General features: G+C 73.0%; 21 protein-coding genes. 10 read left to right on the top strand and 11 right to left on the bottom strand.

Annotated elements, in window-relative coordinates; genetic code table 11:
* Nucleotides 1-39: 39 nt before the first annotated feature.
* Nucleotides 40-1431, bottom strand: a complete 1392-nt coding sequence (locus ACIA8O_RS06045; RefSeq protein ID WP_396292340.1) for a glycosyltransferase 87 family protein — start codon at nucleotides 1429-1431, stop codon at nucleotides 40-42.
* Nucleotides 1432-1648: 217 nt separating this feature from the next.
* Between ACIA8O_RS06045 and ACIA8O_RS06040 the strand changes: the two genes are divergently transcribed.
* A complete protein-coding gene (locus tag ACIA8O_RS06040) occupies nucleotides 1649-2788 on the top strand; it encodes a glycosyltransferase family 4 protein (RefSeq protein WP_396292339.1) in 1140 nt (379 codons plus the stop codon).
* Between the two features lie 181 nt (nucleotides 2789-2969).
* Here the strand turns inward: ACIA8O_RS06040 and ACIA8O_RS06035 are convergent, their stop codons facing one another.
* Entirely contained in the window at nucleotides 2970-4763 is a 1794-nt protein-coding gene (locus tag ACIA8O_RS06035) for an AMP-dependent synthetase/ligase (RefSeq protein ID WP_396292338.1), read from the bottom strand.
* 270 nt (nucleotides 4764-5033) lie between these two features.
* On the opposite strand from ACIA8O_RS06035, the gene ACIA8O_RS06030 reads away from it, so the two are divergent.
* From ACIA8O_RS06030 to pknB, 6 genes are all read left to right on the top strand, one after another.
* The gene (locus ACIA8O_RS06030) at nucleotides 5034-5465 is read left to right on the top strand and encodes an SRPBCC family protein (protein ID WP_396292337.1); all 432 of its coding nucleotides are present in this window, start codon (nucleotides 5034-5036) and stop codon (nucleotides 5463-5465) included.
* Between the two features lie 289 nt (nucleotides 5466-5754).
* Nucleotides 5755-6912, top strand: a complete 1158-nt coding sequence (locus ACIA8O_RS06025; RefSeq protein ID WP_396292336.1) for an ArsA family ATPase — start codon at nucleotides 5755-5757, stop codon at nucleotides 6910-6912.
* 34 nt (nucleotides 6913-6946) lie between these two features.
* Complete coding sequence (locus tag ACIA8O_RS06020; RefSeq protein WP_396292335.1) at nucleotides 6947-7213, top strand: DUF5304 family protein; 267 nt, start codon at nucleotides 6947-6949, stop codon at nucleotides 7211-7213.
* A gap of 195 nt (nucleotides 7214-7408) precedes the next feature.
* Nucleotides 7409-8350 (top strand): ROK family glucokinase, encoded by a 942-nt coding sequence (locus tag ACIA8O_RS06015; RefSeq protein ID WP_396292334.1) that lies wholly within the window; start codon nucleotides 7409-7411, stop codon nucleotides 8348-8350.
* 89 nt (nucleotides 8351-8439) lie between these two features.
* Entirely contained in the window at nucleotides 8440-8859 is a 420-nt protein-coding gene (locus ACIA8O_RS06010) for a hypothetical protein (RefSeq protein ID WP_396292333.1), read from the top strand.
* Between the two features lie 28 nt (nucleotides 8860-8887).
* Nucleotides 8888-10609 carry a Stk1 family PASTA domain-containing Ser/Thr kinase gene (gene pknB, locus ACIA8O_RS06005; RefSeq protein ID WP_396292332.1) on the top strand — a complete coding sequence of 574 codons (1722 nt, stop codon included), beginning with the start codon at nucleotides 8888-8890 and terminating at the stop codon, nucleotides 10607-10609.
* Nucleotides 10610-10633: 24 nt separating this feature from the next.
* Here the strand turns inward: pknB and ACIA8O_RS06000 are convergent, their stop codons facing one another.
* Complete coding sequence (locus ACIA8O_RS06000; RefSeq protein WP_396292331.1) at nucleotides 10634-11263, bottom strand: sulfite oxidase-like oxidoreductase; 630 nt, start codon at nucleotides 11261-11263, stop codon at nucleotides 10634-10636.
* A gap of 184 nt (nucleotides 11264-11447) precedes the next feature.
* On the opposite strand from ACIA8O_RS06000, the gene bfr reads away from it, so the two are divergent.
* Nucleotides 11448-11927: a bacterioferritin gene (bfr, locus tag ACIA8O_RS05995; RefSeq protein WP_396292936.1), complete on the top strand. Its 480-nt coding sequence runs from the start codon at nucleotides 11448-11450 to the stop codon at nucleotides 11925-11927.
* Nucleotides 11928-11937: 10 nt separating this feature from the next.
* On the opposite strand, the gene ACIA8O_RS05990 is transcribed toward bfr, so the two are convergent.
* Both ACIA8O_RS05990 and ACIA8O_RS05985 read right to left on the bottom strand, forming a co-directional pair.
* Nucleotides 11938-12168, bottom strand: coding sequence for a bacterioferritin-associated ferredoxin (locus ACIA8O_RS05990; RefSeq protein WP_396292330.1), 231 nt, complete (start codon nucleotides 12166-12168; stop codon nucleotides 11938-11940).
* A gap of 121 nt (nucleotides 12169-12289) precedes the next feature.
* Nucleotides 12290-13624 carry a class II 3-deoxy-7-phosphoheptulonate synthase gene (locus ACIA8O_RS05985; protein WP_396292329.1) on the bottom strand — a complete coding sequence of 445 codons (1335 nt, stop codon included), beginning with the start codon at nucleotides 13622-13624 and terminating at the stop codon, nucleotides 12290-12292.
* 304 nt (nucleotides 13625-13928) lie between these two features.
* On the opposite strand from ACIA8O_RS05985, the gene ACIA8O_RS05980 reads away from it, so the two are divergent.
* The gene (locus tag ACIA8O_RS05980) at nucleotides 13929-15866 is read left to right on the top strand and encodes an anthranilate synthase family protein (protein WP_396292328.1); all 1938 of its coding nucleotides are present in this window, start codon (nucleotides 13929-13931) and stop codon (nucleotides 15864-15866) included.
* 77 nt (nucleotides 15867-15943) lie between these two features.
* Here the strand turns inward: ACIA8O_RS05980 and ACIA8O_RS05975 are convergent, their stop codons facing one another.
* The 4 genes from ACIA8O_RS05975 to ACIA8O_RS05960 all read right to left on the bottom strand — a co-directional run bounded on the left by ACIA8O_RS05975 (nucleotide 15944) and on the right by ACIA8O_RS05960 (nucleotide 20258).
* Entirely contained in the window at nucleotides 15944-17116 is a 1173-nt protein-coding gene (locus tag ACIA8O_RS05975) for a ferritin-like protein (protein WP_396292327.1), read from the bottom strand.
* Nucleotides 17117-17126: 10 nt separating this feature from the next.
* Nucleotides 17127-19007 carry a GMC oxidoreductase gene (locus ACIA8O_RS05970; RefSeq protein WP_396292326.1) on the bottom strand — a complete coding sequence of 627 codons (1881 nt, stop codon included), beginning with the start codon at nucleotides 19005-19007 and terminating at the stop codon, nucleotides 17127-17129.
* Nucleotides 19004-19477, bottom strand: coding sequence for a hypothetical protein (locus ACIA8O_RS05965; protein WP_396292325.1), 474 nt, complete (start codon nucleotides 19475-19477; stop codon nucleotides 19004-19006). Before ACIA8O_RS05965 ends, ACIA8O_RS05970 begins: the two co-directional genes overlap by 4 nt.
* A gap of 118 nt (nucleotides 19478-19595) precedes the next feature.
* Nucleotides 19596-20258 carry a response regulator gene (locus ACIA8O_RS05960; RefSeq protein ID WP_396292324.1) on the bottom strand — a complete coding sequence of 221 codons (663 nt, stop codon included), beginning with the start codon at nucleotides 20256-20258 and terminating at the stop codon, nucleotides 19596-19598.
* Between the two features lie 80 nt (nucleotides 20259-20338).
* Between ACIA8O_RS05960 and ACIA8O_RS05955 the strand changes: the two genes are divergently transcribed.
* A complete protein-coding gene (locus ACIA8O_RS05955) occupies nucleotides 20339-20722 on the top strand; it encodes a hypothetical protein (protein WP_396292323.1) in 384 nt (127 codons plus the stop codon).
* A 7-nt stretch (nucleotides 20723-20729) separates the two neighbouring features.
* Here ACIA8O_RS05955 and macS read toward each other — a convergent pair whose 3' ends face one another.
* On the bottom strand, nucleotides 20730-21878 hold the full coding sequence (macS, locus tag ACIA8O_RS05950) for a MacS family sensor histidine kinase (protein WP_396292322.1): 1149 nt from the start codon (nucleotides 21876-21878) through the stop codon (nucleotides 20730-20732).
* Between the two features lie 22 nt (nucleotides 21879-21900).
* Nucleotides 21901-22689, bottom strand: a complete 789-nt coding sequence (locus ACIA8O_RS05945; protein WP_396292934.1) for a lysophospholipid acyltransferase family protein — start codon at nucleotides 22687-22689, stop codon at nucleotides 21901-21903.
* Nucleotides 22690-22796: the final 107 nt, after the last annotated feature.

The following is a 22796-nucleotide window of genomic DNA, read 5'->3' as shown; positions in this document are numbered from 1 at the left end:
CGGCGGCCCGCCCCGGGCGTTCACCCGGGCGAGTAACGCTCAGCGCGGGACGACCGGGTTGTTGAAGCCGTCCAGCAGGTCCTGCTCGTAGGCGATGCCCGGCCGCACCGGATAGCCGACCGGGGTGGCGGGGGCGGCCGGCTCCAGGGCGCGGGGCGGTAGCACCAGGGTCCTGGTCTGCCCCGGGGTTCGGGTGGAGAGCCAGAGGCGGCGGCAGGAGAGCAGGGTGGCGGCCAGCAGCGTCAGGTTGCGCGCCGTCAGGACGGCCACGCCCCAGGGCTCGCTGTTGACGATCTGGCCGAACAGGATCGGGAACTCCAGCATGGTGAGCAGCGTGGCCACCAGGACCAGCACCGCCACCGGCCGCTGGCTGGTGCCGCGCACCGTCAGGCAGACGGCCGCGACGCCGACGATCCAGACCAGGTACTGCGGGCTGATCACCCGGCTGGTGACGGTGAAGACCAGCAGCGCCGCGAGCGCCGCGTCGTAGGTGGTGGCCGAGGTCCAGCGGCGGGCCCGCAGCCGCCAGAACAGCAGCCAGCCGAAGCCGCCCACCGAGGCGGCCAGCGCCAGCTTGGTGATCACGGTGACCCACGGCCCCAGCATCTCCACCGAGCCGTAGTTCATCTTCACCTCGCCCTGCCAGCCGCCGAACATCCGGGCGAAGTGCACCGGCAGCGCACCGAGCGACTCCACCTCGATGCCCCGGTCGCGCTGGAACTTGAGGAACTCGAAGGCGCCGTTCATCCCGGCCGTGAGCAGGAAGCCGAGCGCGCTGAACGAGGCGATCGCCGCCGTCCAGGAGCGCCGGGTGCGGCGGCCCTTCGGGGTGCCGAGCAGGGCCAGCACCGGCCAGACCTTCACCAGCCCGCCGAGGCCGAGCAGCACCCCGCCCAGGCCCGGGCGGCGCAGCAGCACCAGCAGCCCGGCCACCGCCAGCGCGGTCACCAGGATGTCGTAGCGGCAGTAGACCGTCGGCCCCAGCAGCGGCACCCCGGCCACCCAGACCCAGGCGCCGGAGAAGCTCCGGCCCCGCCGGGTGCCGGCCCGCATCAGCAGCACCATGGTGACGGCGTCGAAGATCCCGCAGAGCACCCAGAAGGAGACCAGGTAGGACCAGGGCAGCAGCCCCGGCAGCAGGATCACCAGGGCGGCGCCGGGCGGGTACTGCCAGGTCACGTCGTCCAGCGGGAAGGTGCCGGTCTGCAGGACCTGGTACCAGCCGTGGTAGATCACCGAGACGTCGGCGGTGACGTCGGTGGCGGCGATCCGGAGCACCCCGGTGACGATCAGGACGAGCAGCGTCCGGGTGGCCAGCCAGCCGCCGGCCAGCGCCCACAGCGCGCCTCCGGCCGGGCTCGGGGGGCTTCCGGGTACGGGGGCGCGCTCGACCGCGCTCAGACCGGTGTTCCCGGCCGGGACCAACTCCACCGCACTCCCTCGTCCACCCGTGCGCGTACCGCGCCGATCCACCCCGGGCCCCCGTCCGCCCTCCTGGCCTGCGGCTCTCCGCCGGGCACGCACTCCGTCAGGTCCGACCGGCCAACGGTTGTGCGGCCGGTCGCGTTCCCGGCACGCCGGGGTGTTGACCTATCGTACGGACCACCGACCGGTACACCGAGCACCCCCCGACCGAGCGAGCCGTGACATGCAGAAGACCCTGATCGTCACCAACGACTTCCCGCCCCGCCCGGGCGGGATCCAGGCGTTCGTGCACAACATGGCCGTCCGGCAGCCCCCGGGCAGCGTGGTGGTCTACGCGTCGACCTGGCGGGACGGCACCGAGGTGGCCCGGTTCGACGCCGAGCAGCCGTTCCCGGTGGTCCGGGACCGCACCAAGATGATGGTGCCGACGCCCCGGGTCACCCGGCGGGCCGCCGAGATCCTGCGCGCCGAGGGCTGCGACTCGGTCTGGTTCGGCGCGGCCGCCCCGCTCGGCCTGATGGCCCCGCGGCTGCGCCGGGCCGGGGCCGGACGACTGCTCGGCATGACGCACGGTCACGAGGCCGCCTGGGCCCAGCTGCCGGCCTCCCGGCAGCTGCTGCGCCGGATCGGCGAGGGCACCGACGTGCTCACCTACCTCGGCGAGTACACCCGCTCCCGGATCGCCTCGGCGGTCGGCCCGGCCGCCGCCGCCCGGATGGTGCAGCTGCCGCCCGGCGTGGACGAGCGGACCTTCCGGCCGGACTCCGGCGGCGACGCCGTCCGGGCCGCGCTCGGCCTGACGGACCGTCCGGTGGTGGTCTGCGTCTCCCGGCTGGTGCCGCGCAAGGGCCAGGACACGCTGATCGCCGCACTGCCGCAGATCCTGCGCGACGTGCCGGACGCGGTGCTGCTGATCGTCGGCGACGGCCCGTACCGGGGCGAGCTGGAGAAGCTCGCCGAGCGCACCGGGGTCGCGGAGTCGGTCCGCTTCACCGGCGCGGTGCCGTGGTCCGAGCTGCCCGCGCACTACGGGGCCGGGGACGTCTTCGCCATGCCCTGCCGCACCCGGCGCGGCGGGCTGGACGTGGAGGGCCTGGGCATCGTCTACCTGGAGGCCAGCGCCACCGGCCTGCCGGTGGTCGCGGGCGACTCCGGCGGGGCCCCGGACGCGGTGCTGGAAGGCGAGACCGGCTACGTGGTGCCCGGCGGCTCCCCGTCGGCCGCCGCCGAACGGATCGTCAGGCTGCTGAGGGACCCTCAGCTGCGCGCCACCATGGGCGAGGCCGGGCGCCGCTGGGTGGAGCGCTCCTGGCGCTGGGACCTGCTGGCCGGGAGGCTCACCTCGCTGCTCGCGCAGCAGTAGACGGAACACGGCTGCGCCCCGCAGGGGCGCGAGGAACTGCGCGCTGGGGAACGGCAGTACGTGCAACTGGCTGACGTGCCCCGATCTCACACCGGGCCGCCTTCCGATTCGCGCCCACGCGGCGGAGCCGCAAATCAGCAGAGCCTCGCGCCCCTGACGGGGCGTCGCTCGTGACGGGGTGTCAGCGCCGGTAGAGGCCCTCGACCTCGTCGGCGAAGTCCTTCATCACCACGTTGCGCTTCAGCTTGAGCGAGGGCGTCAGGTGGCCGCTCTCCTCGGAGAAGACGGTGGCGAGGATGCGGAACTTCTTGACCGCCTCGGCCTGGGAGACGGCCTGGTTGCCGTCGTCCACGGCGGACTGGATGGTGGCCAGCAGGTCGGCGTCCTCCCGCAGTTCGGCCACGGTGGCGCCGGCGGGCTTGCCGTTGGCCTCCTTCCAGCGCGGGAAGAAGTCCTCGTCGATGGTGACCAGGCAGGCGATGAACGGCTTGCGGTCGCCGACCACCATGACCTCGCCGACCAGCGCGTGCGCCCGGATCCGGTCCTCGATCACGGCCGGGGCGACGTTCTTGCCGCCCGCGGTGACCAGGATCTCCTTCTTCCGGCCGGTGATGGTCAGGTAGCCGTCGGCGTCCAGGGTGCCCAGGTCGCCGGTGGCGAACCAGCCGTCGCGCAGCGCCTCGGCGGTGGCCTCGGGGTTGTTCCAGTAGCCGGTGAAGACCTGAGGGCCCTTCAGCAGCACCTCGCCGTCCTCGGCGATCCGGGCCGAGGAGCCGGGCAGCGGCTGGCCGACGGTGCCGATCTTCGGCTTGTCGTGCGGGTTGAAGGAGGTGGCGGCGCAGGTCTCGGTGAGGCCGTAGCCCTCCAGGACGGTGAAGCCGACGCCCCGGTAGAAGTGGCCCAGGCGCTCGCCCAGCGGGGCACCGCCGGAGATGGCGTGGGTGGCCCGGCCGCCGAGCGCGGCGCGCAGCTTGCGGTAGACGAGGCGGTCGAAGACCGCGTGCTTGAGCCGCAGGCCCAGGGAGGCGCCGCCGTGGTCCAGCGCGCGGCTGTAGGCGATGGCGGTGTCGGCGGCCTTGTCGAAGATCTTGCCCTTGCCGTCGGCCTGCGCCTTGGCCCGGGCGGTGTTGTAGACCTTCTCGAAGACCCGGGGCACGCCCAGGATCAACGTCGGCCGGAAGGAGGCCAGTTCGGCGGTGACGTCCTTGATGTCGGAGACGTGGCCGAGCTTGATCGGGGCGATCGCGGCGGCGATCTCGGCGATCCGGCCGAGCACGTGGGCCAGCGGCAGGAAGAGCAGCACCGAGGCCTCGCCGGTGCGGAACAGCGGCTCCATCCGGGCCGTCACGTTCCCCAGCTCGGCCAGGAAGTTGCCGTGGGTGAGCTGACAGCCCTTCGGGCGGCCGGTGGTGCCCGAGGTGTAGACGATGGTGGCGATCGAGTCGGCGGTGGCGGTGGAGCGGCGCTCGGTCACCGTGGTGTCGGCGACGCCCTGGCCGGCCTCGGCCAGCGCGGCCAGCGCGCCGTCCTCGATCTGCCAGGTGTGCTTCAGCTCCGGCAGCCGCTCGCGCAGCCCCTCCACCAGCGCGGCGTGCCCGGCGTTCTCGGTCACCACGGCGACGGCGCCGGAGTCGCCGAGGATCCAGGCCACCTGCTCCTCGGAGGAGGTCTCGTACACCGGCACGGTGATGGCGCCCGCGCACCAGATCGCGAAGTCCAGCACGGTCCACTCGTAGCGGGTGCGCGACATCACGCCGACCCGGTCGCCCGGCACGACGCCGGCGGCGATCAGGCCCTTGGCGGCGGAGTGCACCTCGGCCAGGAACTGAGTGGCGGTCAGATCGGTCCACTGCCCGTCCAGCTTGCGGCTGACGACCGCGACGCCCGGGTGCCGCTCCGCGTTCTGGTGGACCAGGTCGGAGAGGTTGCCCCCGCTGGGTACCTGGTAGCGGGCCGGATTGCTGAACTCGAGCAAGACTGCTCCTCGTCTGCGACGCTGCGGGACGGCAGGACGTTACTGCCCGGTAGGACGAATGGCCAGACCTGCCCGGTGAGGTGTTCGAAGCGTCACATCGTCCGGGTGCTTCCGGTTCCGCCCGACTCGTACCTTACGACAGCGTAGGAATACCGACTGGTAGCCCCTACTCGCTTGACCTGCGGCGACGCCCCGGCTGCCGGTGGGCCCCCGGCGGCGCGATAGCCTTCCCTGGGCGCACACCTGAATGAGGACAGCGGAGGCCGTGTCATGGCGGAACACACCAGGTCGAGCATCACCATCGACGCGAGCCCGGCCGAGGTCATGGCCGTGATCGCGGACTTCGCCGCGTACCCCGCCTGGACCGGCGAGGTGAAGGAGGTGGAGGTCCTCTCCACCGTCGAGGGCGGCCGCGCCGCCGAGGTCCGCCTGGTGCTGGACGCCGGCGCGATCCGCGACGAGCACGTGCTCGCCTACACCTGGGACGGCGACCGCGAGGTCAGCTGGACGCTGGTCAAGAGCCAGATGCTCCGCTCCCTGGACGGCTCCTACACCCTGGCCCCGGCCGACAAGGGCACCGCCGTCACCTACCAGCTCGCGGTGGACGTCAAGATCCCGATGCTCGGCATGATCAAGCGCAAGGCCGAGAAGGTCATCATCGACCGGGCCCTGGCCGGCCTGAAGAAGCGCGTCGAAGGCTGACGCCGCCCGGCAGGGCAGCGACCCCAGGGGCGCGAGGCTCTGCTGATCTGCGGCTCCGCCGCGCGGGCGCGAGTCCGGAAGACGGCCCAGCACTTGGCGGAAGTGGTCACCCCGGGGGCGCGAGGAACTGCGCGAAGCGGAAGGCGGCCCAGTGTGAGATCGGGGCATGTGAGCCAGTTGCACGTGCTGCCGTTCCCCTGCGCGCCCCGCGGCGGAGCCGCAGATCAGCAGAGCCTCGCGCCCCTGGTGCAGCCACCTTCGCCCGACCCCGGTGCAAGAGAGGACCCCGATGCGGACGATCCTGGTCAGTGGTGACGGCGCCGAGCTGGTGGCCGCCGCGACCGCGCTGCACCACGCCGGGCGGGGGCGGCGCACCCACCTGCTGGCCGCGGACGACCCGCACCGGGCGGTGGACGCCCTGCTCGGGGTGCGCCTCACCGCCGAACCCGCCCGGTACGCCGACGCCCTGACGGTCTCCCGGACCGATCCGCAGGCCGCCTTCCAGGGCGCGGTGCACGGGATCCAGGACGCCCTCGGCCCCGCGCTGGACCTGCTCGGCGCCACCCCGCTGGAGCGCGAGGAGCTCACCGCGCTCCCCGGCACCGCCCAGCTCGCCCTGCTCGGGGCGCTGCGCCGGGCCGAGGCCGCCGTCCTGGTGGTGGCCGCGCCCCGCCCCGCCGAACTGATCGCCGCCCTCGCGCTCCCCGAGCAGCTGGACCGCCACCTGGCCCGGCTGCTGCCGGAGCAGCGCCAGGCCGCCCGCGCGCTGCGCCCGCTGCTGGCCGCCGTCGCCGGGGTGCCGATGCCTGCGGACTGGCTGTTCGAGGCCCGCACCCGGGCCGCCGCCGCACTGGCGGGTGCCCGGGCGGTGATCGAGGCCCCGACCACCACCGTCCGCCTGGTGGTCGACGCCGCCGCGCCCCGCCCGCAGGAGCTGCGCCGGGCCCGGGCCGGCCTCGCCCTGCACCGGCTGCGGCTGGACGCGGTGGTCGCCCACCGCGCGCTGCCCGCCGCCGCGGTGGACTCCGCCGACCCCTGGCTGGCCAACCGTGCCGCCCGCGAGCGGGACGAACTGGCCGCCCTGGCGGAGGAGTTGGACGTCCCCCTGCTGATCAGCCGTCAGCCCGAGCCTGCCCTGGAGGCGGTGGCCGCCCAGCTGTACGACGAGGGCGCCGCGCCCGCGGTGGCCGAGCACCCCTGGTGGGTGGAGGACCGGCTGGCCGAGGACGGCCTGTTGGTCTGGCACCTGACGCTTCCCGGCGCCGACCGCACGGAGCTCGACCTGGTCCGCCGGGGCGACGAGCTGGTGCTGGGCCTCGGCGACCACCGCCGGATCCTGACGCTGCCCTCGGCGCTGCGCCGGTGCACCGTCAGCGGGGCGGCGCTCACCGACGGGGTGCTCTCCGTCCGCTTCGCCCCGGACCACGATCTCTGGCCGCGCGGGTAGTGTCGGCCGCCAACCACCAGTGAGGGAGGGCCCGATGGCCGAGGAGCAGTCAGACCGCGAGGCCGGCGCCGACCTGGTGGAGGAGGTCCGGAAGATCGCCGCCGCGGTGGGGGAGAAGGCCCAGGAGGCGGTGGGCCGCTGGCGCGAGCAGAACCCCGAGGTCTACGGCCACCTGGCCGCCGCCGGGGGCGAGCTGCTGGCCGCCTACCGGGCCGCGGTGAGCGGCCACGAGCGCCGCTGGTCGGCACCCGGACGCGCCGAGGCCGAGCACATCGACCTTGACGGACCGTCGGACAAGTAGTGAACCAACCAATCCGGGCCGGTGAGGCCGCGGCTCCGTAACGTCACCGGATGGGGCAAAACGTACGACTCCTGAATGCTCATGGCCACGCGAGTGGGAATTGTCTTCGAATAATGTATGAATCGCTGTGTACGGGAGCCCCCTTCTCCGGGTACCGTTCCGCTCAGCGGGAACGAGTGAATAGCTGAGGGAGACATGGCTCTGACCATCGGCGTCGATGTCGGCGGCACGAAGATCGCGGCCGGCGTGGTCGACGAGAACGGCGAGATCCTCGCCCGGACCAGGGTCCCCACCCCGGCCGACCCCCAGTGGGCGGTGGACGCCATCGCCCAGGCGGTGCGCGAGCTCAAGGAGCAGTACCCCGGCGTGGCCGGCGTGGGCGTCGGCGCCCCCGGCTTCGTGGACCGCGAGCGCGCCACGGTGATCTTCGCGCCCAACATCGACTGGGAGAACGAGCCGCTCAAGACCCGGGTCGAGGAGCTCACCGGCCTCAGCACCGTGGTGGAGAACGACGCCAACTGCGCGGCCTGGGCCGAGTTCCGGTTCGGCGCCGCGGCCGAGCACTCCGACATGGTGCTGATCACCGTCGGCACCGGCATCGGCGGCGGCATCGTCCTCGACGGCCGCCTGCACCGCGGCCGCTTCGGCGTGGCCGGCGAGATCGGCCACCTCAACATGGTCCCGGACGGCGTGCTCTGCGGCTGCGGCGGCCACGGCTGCTGGGAGCAGTACGGCTCCGGCCGGGCCCTGCGCCGCTACGGCCGGGAGAAGGCCGCCGCCGACCCGGTGGCCGGCCGCCGGATGCTGGAGCTCAACGACGGCGTCGCCGAGACCATCCGCGGCATCCACATCACCGAGGCCGCGGCCGAGGGCGACCCGCTGGCCCTGGAGTGCTACGCCGAGCTGGCCGACTGGCTGGGCCGCGGCATGGCCGACCTGGCCGCCCTCTTCGACCCGGCCGTCTTCGTGCTCGGCGGCGGCGTCTCCGACTCCGGCGACCTGCTGCTCGACCCGGTGGCCAAGGCCTTCCAGCAGTACCTGACCGGTGGCGTCCACCGCCCCCGCGCCGAGGTGGTGCTCGCCTCCATGGGCTCCGCCGCCGGCATCGTCGGCGCGGCCGACCTGGCCCGGATCTGACCCGTCGTCAAGGCCGGGATCCCGTAGGGGATCCCGGCCTTCGGCATCCCCCTAGACTGAGGTCCGTCGTCCACGGGGGAGGGACCGTCATGACCCGTACCGTCGCAGCCCTCACGGCCGCCGCGGCCGCGCTGCTGCTCACCGCCTGCACCGCCGACCCGCCGGAGGGCGACCCCGGCCGGGCCTCGGCGCCGGTCCGGATGCCCGCCGAAGGGCAGGACGTGGCGGCCGAGTTCACCGCGCACGTGGCGCGCAGCGGTACGCCCGCGCAGCGCCGCGAGGTGGTCGGCCACATCACCCGGGCCACCCGGGGCGTGCCGCAGGGCGGCCACACCAACAGCTACCTGGCCACCGACCACGAGGGCACCGACGCCGAGCGCAACGAGCTGATCATCCGCGCCTACCTGGACTGGGCCGGGGAGAGCGAGCGCGGGGCGATGCTGGTGGTCTACCGCAAGGACGGCGCCGTGATGGCCGCCGCCGACCTGCCGTCCTGGCAAGGCCGGTGAGCCTTCGGGCACGCCATAGACTCCTCGGATGGACACCACCCCGCCCGACCAGCTGACCGGCACCCTGCTCGACGGCCGGTACCGGATCGAGCAGCGGATCGCGGTCGGCGGGATGGCCACCGTCTACCGGGCCACCGACACCCGGCTGGACCGGACGGTGGCGGTCAAGGTGATGCACCCCTCGCTGGCCCGGGACACCGAGTTCACCGGCCGGTTCATCCGGGAGGCCAAGGCCGTCGCCCGCCTCGCCCACCCCAACGTGGTGAACGTCTTCGACCAGGGCGCCGACGGCTCCGCGGTCTTCCTGGCCATGGAGTACGTCCCCGGCCGCACCCTGCGCGACCTGCTCCGTGACCGCGGCGCGCTGAGCGTTCGGGCCACCCTGGACGTGCTGGAGCCGGTGCTGGCCGCGCTGGGCGCCGCCCACCGGGCCGGGCTGGTGCACCGGGACGTCAAGCCGGAGAACGTGCTGATCACCGACGGCGGCCTGGTCAAGGTCGCCGACTTCGGCCTGGTCCGGCTGCTCACCGGCTCCGACGGGGTCACCGAGACCACCAGCGCGAGCACCGTGCTGGGCACCGTCTCCTACCTGGCGCCCGAGCAGGTGCGGCCCGGGCTGCCGACCGACCAGCGGGTGGACGTCTACGCGGCCGGCATCCTGCTCTACGAGATGCTCACCGGCAGCAAGCCGCACACCGGCGAGAACCCGATGCAGGTGATCTACCGTCACCTGCACGAGGACGTCCCGCCGCCCTCGCTCACCGCCCCCGCCGCCGGCCCCGGCCTGGACGCGATAGTGGCCGCCGCCACCGCCCGCGACCCGCAGGGCCGTCCCTGGGACGCGGTCGAGCTGCTGGCCACCCTGCAGCGCGCCCGCCGCGCCCTGACGCCCGCCCAGCTGGACGCCGAACCCCCGGCCTCGGCCCGCCCGAGCCCGCTGCACCCCACCACGGAGGCGACCTCCGTCATCCAGCAGGTGGAGCGGACCAGCGTGCTGGAGCTGGACCCGCCGACCATGACGCTCGGCCGGATCCGCCCGTACGACGAGCCCGCCCCCGCCCGGCCGGCCCGCCGCCGTCGCCTGCCGCGCAAGCCGCTGGTCTGGGGTTCGGTGCTGGCGGCCGTGCTGCTGCTGGTCGGCGGCACCACGTACGCGCTCTCCGAGGCGCTGTACGGCACGGTGCCGGGCATCCTGACGCAGAGTCAGCAGCAGGCCGACCAGGCGCTGGAGTCGGCCGGGCTGCAGGGCAGCTACGTCCAGCAGTACAGCGAGAGCGTCCCGGCCGGGAAGGTGATGGCCACCGATCCCGCGGTGGGCGCCCGGGCGCGCAAGAGCGATCCGGTGCGGGTGACCGTCTCCCGGGGGCCGGAGCGGGTGGCGGTGCCGCCGCTCACCGGCCAGCCGCTGGAGCAGGCGGACCGTCAGCTCGACGGTGCCCGGCTGACCCGGGGCACCGTCACCGAGCAGTACAGCGACACGGTGGCCCAGGGCGCGGTGATCTCGGCCGACCCGGCCCCCGGCACCCAGCTGGCGGTCGGCGCGCCGGTCGCCCTGACGGTCAGCAAGGGCATGCGGCCGGTGCCGGACGTGTCCGGGATGAGCCGGGCCGACGCGGAGCGCGCGCTCAAGGAGGCCGGCTTCACGATGCGGGGCGGCTTCGGGTTCGGCAAGGCCGGGCGGCAGAGCCCGGCGGCGGGCCAGCCGGCCCGGCAGGGCTCCGAGGTGCAGGTCGACTTCGCCCTGCTGTGACGCGGTCCCGGTCGTGACGCGGCGTCAGCGCAGCGGCCCGTCGCCGGGCTCCTCCTGGTAGGAGTAACGCTTCTCCGCCCACGGGTCGGCCAGGTTGTGGTACCCGCGCTCCTCCCAGAAGCCGCGCCGGTCGGCCCGCATGTACTCGACCGCGCGGACCCACTTGGGGCCCTTCCAGGCGTACAGCTTCGGCACCACCAGCCGGACCGGGAAGCCGTGCTCCACGGTGAGCGGCTCGCCGTCGTGGTGGGTGGCGAAGACGGTGGAGGGGTCGGCGAAGTCGGCCAGGCTGAGGTTGGCGCTGTAGCCGTACTCGGCCCAGACCATCACGTGGGTGACGTGGTCGGCCGGGGGCACCAGGTCGAGCACGGTGGACGCGGAGACGCCGCACCACTCGTTGCCGAGCATCGAGAAGCGGGTGACGCAGTGGAAGTCGCCGTGCACCGTCACCCGGGGGAGGGACTGGAACTCCTCGAAGCCCCAACTGTGCTTCTCCGCCGAGGCGGTGGCCCCGAACACCTGGAAGTCCCAGGTCAGCGGCTTGAACCGGGGGACGGGGCCGTAGTGCAGGACGGGCCAGCCGCGCTGGAGCCGTTGGCCCGGGGGGAGTCTCGGGTCAGCCGGCGGATCTGCTTCGCGTTCTGACTGACCCATGGCTCCATGGTGACAGACCGCCGACGGGCCGCCGCGCCCACCCCTCCGGACGGCCCTCGAAAACCATCAAATCGGATAGTTCGACACATCTGCCACTAAGCGTGAACTTACTGGAAATGCACGGCAAAAGGGTGTCACGATGCGGTCAGCCGTACAGCTGAACAGAGCACAGGAGGGCACCGCCATGAAGGGCGACGCCGAGGTCATCGAGTTCCTCAACGAGCAGCTCACCGCCGAGCTGACCGCGATCAACCAGTACTTCCTGCACGCGAAGATGCAGGAGAACAACGGCTGGACCAAGCTCGCCAAGTACACCCGGCACGAGTCCTTCGACGAGATGAAGCACGCCGAGACCCTGACCGACCGGATCCTCTTCCTGGACGGGCTGCCCAACTACCAGCGGCTCTTCCACGTCCGGATCGGCCAGACCGTCAAGGAGATGTTCGAGGCCGACCGCCAGATCGAGGTGGAGGCGATCGACCGCCTCAAGCGCGGCATCGTGGTCATGCGGGCGAAGAACGACGTGACCTCGGCCAACATCTTCGAGGCCATCCTCGAGGACGAGGAGCACCACATCGACTACCTGGACACCCAGCTGGAGCTCCTGGAGAAGCTCGGTGAGCCGCTCTACCTGGCTCAGCTGATCGAGCAGCCGGAGTCCTGAGACCCGCCGGTCAGGCCGCCCGCTCCTCGGGCTCGGCGAGACCGAGCTTCGCGGCGAGCCGGGCGGTGGGGCAAGGGCGGGCGCCGTGCTCCCCGAGCAGCGCCTGTATCCGTCGCACGCAGGACCCGCAGTCGGTGCCGGCCTTGCAGCCCTGGGCTATCTGGCGCGGGGTGACGGCGCCGCCGTCGATCTCCCGCTTCACCTGCTCCTCGGTGACCGCGTGGCACATGCAGACGTACATAGCGGCCGCTCCTGGTTCCGTGCACTTTACTGAGCCTTACCTTACCTGTACCCGGGAGCAACAGAAAGGCCCCTCCACCGTTCCGGTGGAGGGGCCTTTCTCACACTGCGATCAGCGGCGCTCAGTGGCCGCGGTACATCTCCGCGACCAGGAAGGCCAGGTCGAGCGACTGGCTGCGGTTCAGGCGCGGGTCGCAGGCCGTCTCGTAGCGCTGGTGCAGGTCGTCGACCAGCACCTCGTCGCCACCGCCGACGCACTCGGTGACGTCGTCACCGGTGAGCTCGACGTGGATGCCGCCCGGGTGGGTGCCCAGGGCACGGTGCACCTCGAAGAAGCCCTTGACCTCGTCGAGCACGTCGTCGAAGCGGCGGGTCTTGTGGCCGCTGGAGGCCTCGAAGGTGTTGCCGTGCATCGGGTCGCAGATCCACACCGGCTGGGCGCCGGAGGCGGTGACCTTCTCGACCAGGGTGGGCAGGTGCTCGCGGACCTTGCCCGCGCCCATCCGGGTGATGAAGGTCAGGCGGCCGGGCTCGCGCTCCGGGTCGAGCCGCTCGATCAGGGTGAGCGCCTCGTCGACCGTGGTGGTCGGGCCGAGCTTCACGCCGATCGGGTTGCGGACCTTGGAGGCGAACTCGATGTGCGCGTGGTCCAGCTGACGCGTGCGCTCGCCGATCCAGACCATGTGGCCCGAGACGTCGTACAGGTCGCCGGTGCGCGAGTCGGTCCGGGTCATGGCCGTCTCGTAGTCGAGGATCAGCGCCTCGTGCGAGGAGTAGAACTCGACCGTCTTGAACTCCTCGGGGGCCACCCCGCAGGCGTTCATGAAGGCCAGCGCGTTGTCGATCTCGCGGGCCAGCTGCTCGTACCGCTGGCCGGCCGGGGAGTTGCGCACGAAGTCCTGGTTCCAGGCGTGCACCTGGCGCAGGTCGGCGTAACCACCGGTGGTGAAGGCGCGGACCAGGTTCAGCGTCGCCGCGGAGGCGTTGTACATCCGCTTGAGCCGCTCCGGGTCCGGGATCCGGGACTCCGGGGTGAACTCGAAGCCGTTCACCGAGTCGCCGCGGTAGACCGGGAGGGTCACACCGTCCCGGGTCTCGGTCGACTTGGAGCGCGGCTTGGAGTACTGGCCGGCGATCCGGCCCACCTTCACGACCGGCACCGAGGCCGCGTACGTGAGCACGGCGGCCATCTGGAGCAGGGTCTTGAGCTTGTTGCGGATGTGGTCCGCCGAGACGCCGTCGAAGGCCTCGGCGCAGTCGCCGCCCTGGAGCAGGAACGCCTCACCACGTGCGACGGCAGCGAGCCGGGAACGCAGCTGGTCGCACTCGCCGGCGAAGACGAGGGGCGGATAGGACGCGAGGTCCGCAAGCACCTTGCGCAGAGCCTCTTGGTCCGGCCATTCAGGCTGCTGCGCCGCGGGCAGGGACTGCCAGGAGTGATGATTCGTCACGGTCACGAGGTCAAGGCTACGGGGTGTGACGTCCGAATCGTGACCACCGCCCGATGGGTGAGACACCGCGCGGACAAACGGGTGACCGGCTTCACTCCGTCGGACCGGCCCGCTAGGCTCTGTCACGTGAACGCGCCGCACACCTTCTCCTGGTGGTGGGCCAACCCCATGGGTGGCCCACGGATCGCGCGTTCCTAGACGCACACGACGGCCGCCCCACGGGGCGGCCGTCGGCGTATCAGGAGAGCAGGACGGCCTCCCGGAAGCGGAAAACCCAGACCCGCGAACGCTCCGGAAGGACCGACCCACCGTGACCAGCCTCACCTCGCTGCCCGCCCTGCTCGCCCGCCTCGCCGCGCCCGGCGCCCCGGCCCACGCCCTGCTGCACCGCCGCACGCCCCGGCACGCCGTGGACACCGTCGAGGTCCTGGTCGGCACCGTCGGGACGTACGACACGCTGGCCGGGCTGCCCGTCGTCGAGGGCGCCCCCGAGGGCGGGGCCCGGCACGACCTGCTCGCCCTGGTGCCGTACCGGCAGATCCGCGAGCGCGGCTTCGACGCGCACGACGACGGCACCCCGCTGCAGGCGCTGCGGGTCGAGGAGCAGTACGCCTTCCCGCTGGCCGAGGTGCTGGCCGCGCTGCCCGATCCGGTGATCGCGCTGGAGGGCGGGGAGTTCGACATCCCGGACGAGGAGTACGCGGAGATCGTCCGGCGGGTGATCGCCGACGAGATCGGGCGCGGCGAGGGCGCCAACTTCGTGATCCGGCGTGACTTCACCGCCCGCTTCGGCGAGTTCGGGCCCGCGACGCCGCTCGGCCTGTTCGGCCGGCTGCTGGAGCAGGAGCGCGGGGCGTACTGGACCTTCCTGGTGTACACCGGGGAGCGCTACCTGGTCGGCGCCTCGCCCGAGGTCCACGTCCGGCAGAGCGGCGGCACGGTGGTGATGAACCCGATCTCGGGCACCTACCGCTATCCGGCCGGGGGCCCGGGCATCGACTCGCTGCTGGACTTCCTGCACGACCCCAAGGAGCTGGAGGAGCTCACCATGGTGGTCGACGAGGAGCTCAAGATGATGTGCACCGTCGGCGACCTCGGCGGCCAGGTGCTCGGCCCCCGGCTCAAGGAGATGGCCCACCTCGCGCACACCGAGTACGAGCTGCGCGGCCGCACCTCGCTGGACGTCCGGGAGGTGCTGAAGGAGACCATGTTCGCCGCCACCGTGACGGGCAGTCCGGTGCAGAACGCCACCCGGGTGATCAAGCGCTACGAGCGCACCGGGCGCGGCTACTACTCCGGCGCGCTGGCCCTGATCGGCCGCTCCGCGGGCGGCGGCCAGCAGCTGGACTCGCCGATCTGCATCCGCACCGTCGACATCGCCCCCGACGGCGCCCTGGTGGTGCGGGCCGGGGCCACCCTGGTGCGGCACTCCGACCCGCACTCCGAGGTGGCCGAGACGCACGCCAAGGCCGCCGGGGTGCTCACCGCGATCGGCGCCCGGCCGGCCCCGACCGGGCGGGTGGCCCGGGGCGGCGGGCCGGTGCTGGCCGACGACCACCGGGTGCAGAGTGCGTTGGACGAGCGGCGGTCCCGGCTGGCGCCGTTCTGGCTGCGGATGCAGCAGCCGGCCGTCGTCACCGCCGAGCACGAGACCCTGGTGGTGGACGGCGAGGACACCTTCACCTCGATGCTGGCCCACCTGCTGCGCTCGCTCGGCCACCGGGTGCGGGTGCTGCGCTACGACACCCCCGGCCTGCGCGAGCTGCTGACGGCCCATCAGGGCCCGCTGGTGCTCGGCCCCGGCCCGGGCGACCCGGCCGACCCGGCGGACCCCAAGATGGCGGTGCTGCGGCCGATCGTCGCGGACGCGCTGGCCGCCGCCCGCGGCGGCGCCCGGACCGCGCCGCTGCTCGCGGTCTGCCTCAGCCACCAGCTGGTCAGCGCCGAGCTCGGGCTGCCGCTGGCCCGCAAGGACGTCCCGTACCAGGGCGCCCAGGAGAGCGTGGACCTGTTCGGCACCCGGCACACCGTCGGCTTCTACAACACCTTCACCGCCCGCTGCACCGACGCCGACGCGGCCCGGCTGGCCGCCGAGGGCGTCGAGGTGGCCCGGGCGGACGGCTCCGAGGACGTGACCGCGCTGCGCGGGCCCGGCTTCGCCACGCTCCAGTTCCACCCGGAGTCGGTGCTCACCCGGGACGGCGTCTCGCTGGTCGCGGAGCTGCTGCGCAGCGCCGTCACCGTCTGAGGGCGAGAGGGCGAGAGGGCGAGAGGGCGCGGGGCGAGGGGTGCGGGGTCACGTCTCCGCGCCCCTCGCCCCCTCGGTCAGGCGAGGCCGGCCAGCAGTCCGGCGTGGCCGACGCCGTCGGCGAGTTGGGCCCCGGAGAGGGTGAGGAGTCCGGGGTCGATCTCGTAGGTGGGGGAGGCGTGCAGGCCGGGCCTGCCGGGGTGGGGGTTGCGGTACAGGCGCTCGGCCTGGTCGCGCAGGGCGAGCATGGCGGGGACGGCGGCCCGGAGCTGTTGGGGCTGCCCGGTGTAGGCGGCCTGGAGCAGGTGGAGCAGGCGGCCGTAGGTCCGGTTGAACTCGTCGGAGGCCCCCCGGACCTGACTGCCCGGCGGGTAGTCGGCGGAGCCGGCCTCGGGGTCGATGGGGTAGGCGGCGTCCCAGTCGACGGCGAGGACGGGGCCGGTCGGGCCGGCTGACGGGGTGTCGTGGGGACCGTAGCGGCGGCCCTGGTAGATCTCGTTGAAGCGGAAGAAGTGGGCGGGCTCGCGGGCCTCGCCGAAGAGCTGGTCGTCCGAGTTGTAGACGGTGTCGGAGACGCCCTCGCCCTGCTCGGAGATGACCCGGACCGCCTTCAGGGCGCTCCTCAGGTCGGTGATCTCGAAGACCTCGCCGCCGGAGTTGTAGAAGTCCCCGGGGCCGACCTGCCGCTCGCGCGGGCCGGAGAAGAGGGCGCGCTCCTTCTCCTCGGTGGGGCAGAGGGTGAGCAGGCACTGCCGGATCGCCGCGTAGAACTGCCCGATCGAGGACCAGCCGTCCGGGTTGTCGTGCGGCGGCGGGACCTCCGCCACCGCTTCGGGCCGCTCGATGAAGAGGAAGGTGCGCAGCGCCTCGGGGCCGAAGTGCCGCAGCGCGATCGGCACCTCGTCCCGGGCGAACGGCAGGTAGACGGGGTAGTCGGTGACGAACACCGGGTCGGCGACCACGGGTTCGCCGCCGACCGCGTTGAGCAGGTTGGCGACCAGTGTCATGTGCAGCATCTCCTCCAGCACCACCGCGCGGATGGCGAAGAAGGCCTCCCGGTTGGTGCCGGGCCTGAGGCTGTAGAGCGCGGTCAGGTAGGGCGGGATGGTCAGGTGCTCCAGCGCCAGCGCGGCCTGGAGGAAGAACCGCAGGTCCTCCGGGGTGGCGGGGATCTCGAACGGCGGGTGCGGGAAACGCGCGATCGGGCCGCTCAGGTCGGTGAAGGGGCGCTGCCAGTCGGTGGCGGTCACTCGGCTCTCCCTACGGGTGGGCGTGGACGGTGAGCGGGCGGTGCAGCTCCATCAGGTCCCGGTGGATCTGCTCGCAGCTGCGGATGGCCAGCGCGGTCGCGGTGAGCGAGGGGTTGGAGGTGCCGACCGAGGGCATCGAGCCGCAGCCGACCAGGTAGAGGTTGGGGTGGTCCCAGCTGCGCTGCCAGTGGTCGACCACGGAGTTCTTCGCGGTGCCGCCCATGACGTGGGTGCCCGCGCCGTGCCCGGCGCCGTGGAAGTCGTACGGCTGGTCCCGGTACTCGAAGTAGGCCGGGGCCAGTGCGGAGTAGTGGGTGTGCGGCTCGGCGCCGAGCAGGCCGAAGAGCCTCCCGGAGACCTGGGTGGCGATCCGCATGCCCTCCTTGACGTGGTCCGAGAGGTCGTAGGTGACCACCGGGCGGAGGTTGCCGAGGCGGTCCCGGTAGCGGCGGTCCAGGGTGACCGTGTTGGTGGGCCGGGCCTCCTGCTCCAGCTCGAACTGGAAGGCGAACTGACGGCCGATCCGGTCGTGCAGCCGCTCGCGCAGCGCCTCCCCGTAGACCGCCTCGGTACGGGGCTGGGAGGTGAGCGGCGGGATGCCGAGCGCCTGGGCGACGTCGCTGCCGGGCGAGCCCTCGCCCCAGATCCAGCCCCAGTTGGCGATCACGGCGCGGAACGGGGCGTGCTTCCTCCGGCTCTCGCCGTACCGGAACTGCTCCAGCGCCGAGGTGGAGCCGGGGCCCCGGAACGGGCCGACCTGCTGCGGCATCAGGCCCCAGGTGAGCAGCACCGGATGGTCCATCAGGTGCTTGCCGAGCAGGCCGCTGCCGTTGGCCAGCTCGGAGGCGAGCAGCAGCCGGGCGCTCTCGATCGCGTGCGCGGCCACCACCACGACGTGCGCCTCGGCGGTCCGGGTGACGGCCACCGGGGCGGCCGGGTCGCCGTACTCCTGGTACTCGACGCCGAACACCCGGCCGTTCTCACCGGCCAGCACCCGGCTGACCACCGCCTTGGTCCGCAGGGTGACCTTGGGGCTCCAACGGGCCTGGGTCTTCAGCGGGTTGTACTTCGCCTGGACGGGGCAGATCGGGGTGCAGGAGGCGTTGCCGACGCAGCGCTCGCCGTAGTTGGGCAGCCCGGCGGCCCCGGCCGGGCGGTGGCCGAGGCCCTCGTCGTAGGCGGGGTTCGGGGTGGAGTTGCGCCCGTGCGGGGTGTTGACCACCTTGAGCGCGACGCCGTGGGCGTGGTCGGTGTCGACCACCTGGTGGTCCAGCTTCCTGCCGAGCACCCGGTCGAGGTAGCTGCCCGGGATCTCGTGCATCGGGAAGACATAGCCCTCGGGGAACCGGTGGCCGAGCTCGGCGGCCTGCTCCTCCGCGTTCCCCGCGACGCCGATCTCCCGTTCGGCGGCCCGGTAGTAGGGCTCGATGTCGTCGTAGCCGATCGGCCAGTCCAGGCCGTACCCGTAGTCCCCGCGGGTCCTGAAGTCGCCCGGCAGCATCCGGGGGGTGAGGCCGAGCCAGTGCATCGCGGTGCCGCCGTTGGCCCGCAGGTAGTCGGTGCCGTACGGGAGCGGGCCCTTCTGCACCAGGTGACCGGTGGAGCGGTAGCCGCCTCCGGGCGGGTTGGGCGCGGTGTCCAGCACGTCGTGGGACGGGGCCGCCGCGTTGGGCCGGTACGGGGAGTTGGGCACCTTGGCGAGCGCGGAGTAGTAGTGGTCCATCGCGTCCAGGTGCCCGGGCCAGGTGTCCAGGGTGCCGGTGCCGGCCTCCAGGACCAGCACCCGCCAGCCCTGGTCGCCGAGTTGCTTGGCCACGTGGGAGCCGGTCAGGCCGCCGCCGACCACGATCACGTCGTACTTGTGGCCGTCCAGGTCGTGTGCCGGGCTCACCCGCCACCTCCGGTGGGGACGTCCTCGATCCGCGGGGCGTTCGGCGGCGGCGCGGCCCAGGTGCCGAAGCCGGGTGGTTTGGCCCCGGCCGGGTGGCCGTGGAAGGCGCGCCAGACCAGACCCTCGACGTACGCCTCGGGGGCGGCGGTGAAGGCGGAGTTGGCGATCTCGCGGCCGAGCCGTCGGTGCACCGGGGCCGAGAGCTGCGGCCAGACCCCGAGGTACCAGAGGTGGGTGACGGCCCGGGCGACGTCCTGGTGGACCTCGTCGGTGAGCAGCTCGGGCCGCCCGCCGGCCAGGTCGAGGGCGTGGACGAACTCCAGGTAGGCGGCCCGGCCGAGCTGGGCCTGCGCGGTCTCCAGGTAGAGCCCGGCCATGCCGGTGCCGTACAGGTCGAAGGCGTCGAAGCCGGTGAGCAGGACGGAGACTTCGACGAAACCGTCGAGCGTCGCCTGCGGGTAGGTGGTCATGGTTCTCCCGTGCGCTCCATTCGTGTACGACTCGAATGTCTAGCAGGGAGTGACGAGTGATCAGAAGGGGCGTTTCGGCCGGTTCACCCGCTTGCCGGGATAGTCGTACGAGCGGCCGTCAGAGGACGTCGTCCAGGCCCTGCTCGATGGCGTAGCGGACCAGCTCCACGCGGTTGTGGAGCTGGAGCTTGCCGAGGGTGTTCTGGACGTGGTTCTGCACGGTGCGGTGGGAGAGCACCAGGCGGTCGGCGATCTGACGGTACGACAGGCCCTTGGCCACCAGGCGCAGCACCTCGGTCTCCCGGGCGGTCAGCTGCGGCACGGCGGGGGAGGCGGGCGCGGCCGGTTCGGTGGCGAGGCGGCGGAACTCGCCGAGGACCAGGCCGGCCAGGCCCGGGGTGAAGACCGGGTCGCCCTGGGCGGTGCGGCGGACGGCGTCGATCAGCTCGTCGCGGTGCGCGGACTTGACGAGGTACCCGGTGGCACCCGACTTCACCGCCTCCAGCACGTCCGCGTGCTCGCCGCTGGCGGAGAGCACCAGGACCCGGACGGTCGGGTCGTGGGTGACGACCTGGCGGCAGACCGCCACCCCGGGCAGGGTCGGCAGGTTGAGGTCCAGCACCACCACCTGCGGCCGGCCGGCCCGCGCCCGCCGCACCGCCTCCTCGCCGTCCCCGGCCGTCGCCACCACCTCGAAACCGGCCTCCGCCAGGTCCCGCGACACCGCCTCCCGCCACATCGGGTGGTCGTCCACGACCATGACGCGGACCTGAGCGTCCATCAGCGGGCTCCTCGGGGTAGTGCTCGTACGCTTCCGGGGAGGGTAGCAACCGCCGGGCCCCGGACCGGCGTCCCCCGGACGTGAGTGATCTCGGAACGGACGCGCGGGACGGCGGCGGAGAGGCCGGATGGGGCCGGGACGCGGGCCGGGACGGCCGGTGGGGCCGGGCCGGCGGCTGCGCCTGGCTGGTGGTGATGGTGCCGCTGGCGGCGGTGGCGGCCCTGCTGCTCGGCGTGCTGGCGATCCGCTTCACCTGCTTCGGCGACGTGGTGGGCCCGTGGCTGGTGATCTCCGGCGTGCTCTGGCTCGCCCTGGCGGGCGGGCTGGCGCTGTCGGCCGCGCGGAGCGAGCGGATGCCGTGGGGGAGCCTGGCGGTACTGGCCCTGCTGACGGCCCTGCTGTTCACGGCCCTGCAGGCGGCCGGCCCGCTGCCGCTCGACGACTGCTACGGGAACGTGCCGTGACGCCGGGTCAGCCGCGCGGCTGGCGGGGGACGCGGAGCTCGACCTCGACGCCCTCGCCCGGCGCGGAGTAGAGGTCGGCGGTGCCGCCGAGGTCGTCCAGGCGGCCGCGGATCGACTGGGAGACGCCGAGGCGGCCGGCCGCCTCGGCCTCGGTGAGGCGGTGCGGGGCGTAGCCGGGGCCGTCGTCGCGGATGGAGACGGTGACGGCGTCCGGCTCGTCCTCGACCAGGATCCAGGCGTGGGCGGCGGGGCCGGCGTGGCGGCGGACGTTGTCGACGGCGGCACCGACCGCGGCGGTGAGCTCGGCGGCCGCGTGGGCCGGGAGCAGGACGGGGGTGGCGGGGGCGGAGACGGTGACGCGGTCGTCGGCGTAGCGGGCCAGCAGGGTGCTGAGGTCCTCGTCCGCGGAAGGGGCGGTGGGCTGGGTGCCCGTCATCAGGGCGCGCAGGGCGCGCTCCTGTTCGCCCGCCAGCCGGCCGAGCTCACCGAGGTCGCCCTCCCGCCGCTGCACCAGCGCCAGCACCTGGAGCACCCCGTCGTGGATGTCCCGGGAGAGCCGTTCCCGCTCCCGGGTGGCGGCCTCGACCTGGAGCGCCCGGGTGAGGGCGCTCTCGCCGGCCCGGGCGATCTCGATGACGTAGCCGATGGCGCAGCCGGCCACCATCAGCAGCACGATGTTGTGCAGGTTGTCGGGGGTGACGCCGCCGTGTCCGGCGATGTTGGCCAGGCCTATGACGGCCCCCGCGAAGGCGGCCCAGCGCCAGCCGCCCTTGCCGGCGAAGCCGAGCACGGTGCCGGCCGCCCAGATGGTGGGCAGGGTGGGCGCCCCGGCGGTGATCCGCTCGGGGCTGTCGACGATCCCGCTCATCACGATGCCGGTGACGGTGAAGGCCAGGTCGGTGGCGAGCACGTACCAGGTGCAGCGCTGCGGCCCGGCGAAGGCCCGGGTGGAGGCGAGCGTCCAGAGGGTGAGCGCGCCGAGGTAGATCCAGCCGGAGACGGGGTGCAGGAAGTCCAGGTAGGAGCCGAAGAAGCGGAGCACCGCGTAGGCCAGGGCGAGCACCCGGAAGGTGGAGATGGCCCGCCAGAGCGGCATCTCCACCGACATCCCGCCGGCCCCCAGGGGGCCGCCCCAGCCCGGTCGCTGAGCTTCCATCAGACCCTCTCGGCCACGAGGACTACTCGGGCTTCTCGTCCTTCTCCGCCGCGAGCTCGGCGGCGGCCTTCTTCTCCGCCTCCTGCTGAGCCTTCACGGCCTTCTGCTCGGCCTTGCGCTCGGAGTCGGCGCGCTTCTTGTCCTCGGCGATCTGCCGCTTGGCGGCGGTCGCGTAGATGTCCACGTACTCCTGGCCGGAGAGCCGCATGATCTCGTACATCACCTCGTCGGTGACGGAGCGGAGGATGAAGCGGTCGTTCTCCATGCCGTGGTAGCGGGAGAAGTCGAGCGGGCGGCCGATCCGGATGCCGGGGCGGATGCCGAAGTTGGGGACCACCTGGCCGGGCGGCTGCACCTTCTCGGTGTCGATCATCGCGACCGGGATCACCGGGGCACCGGTGGCCAGCGCGACGCGGGCCAGGCCGCCGACCTTGCCGCGGTAGAGCTTGCCGTCGGGGGAGCGGGTGCCCTCGGGGTAGACCCCGAACAGCTCGCCGCTCTCGATCACCGCGATGGCGCTGCGGATCGCGGCCTCACCGGCGCCGCGCACGCCCGAGCGGTCCACCGGGAGCTGGCCGACGCCCTTGAAGAAGGCGGCGGTGAGCTTGCCCTTGAGGCCGGGGGTGTTGAAGTACTCCGCCTTGGCGATGAAGGTCACCCGACGCTTCATCAGGGCGGGCAGGAAGAACGAGTCCGAGAAGGAGAGGTGGTTGCTGGCGATGATCGCCGGCCCGTCCTCGGGGATGTTCTCGGCACCCTCGATCCAGGGCCGGAAGAAGATCCGCAGCAGCGGTGCGACGATCATCTTCATCAGTCGGTAGAACAACCGGGGCCTCCTGGAGTGCGGACCGCACGATCCTAATGCTTCCGGCCGGTCCGGTACGCACCGGCGGGGCTGTACGAGCCGTGTTCCGCCGT

The sequence above is a fragment of the Kitasatospora sp. NPDC051853 genome (assembly GCF_044452665.1).
Taxonomy (GTDB): Bacteria; Actinomycetota; Actinomycetes; order Streptomycetales; family Streptomycetaceae; genus Kitasatospora.
This window is presented reverse-complemented; position numbering and strand designations above follow the sequence as displayed.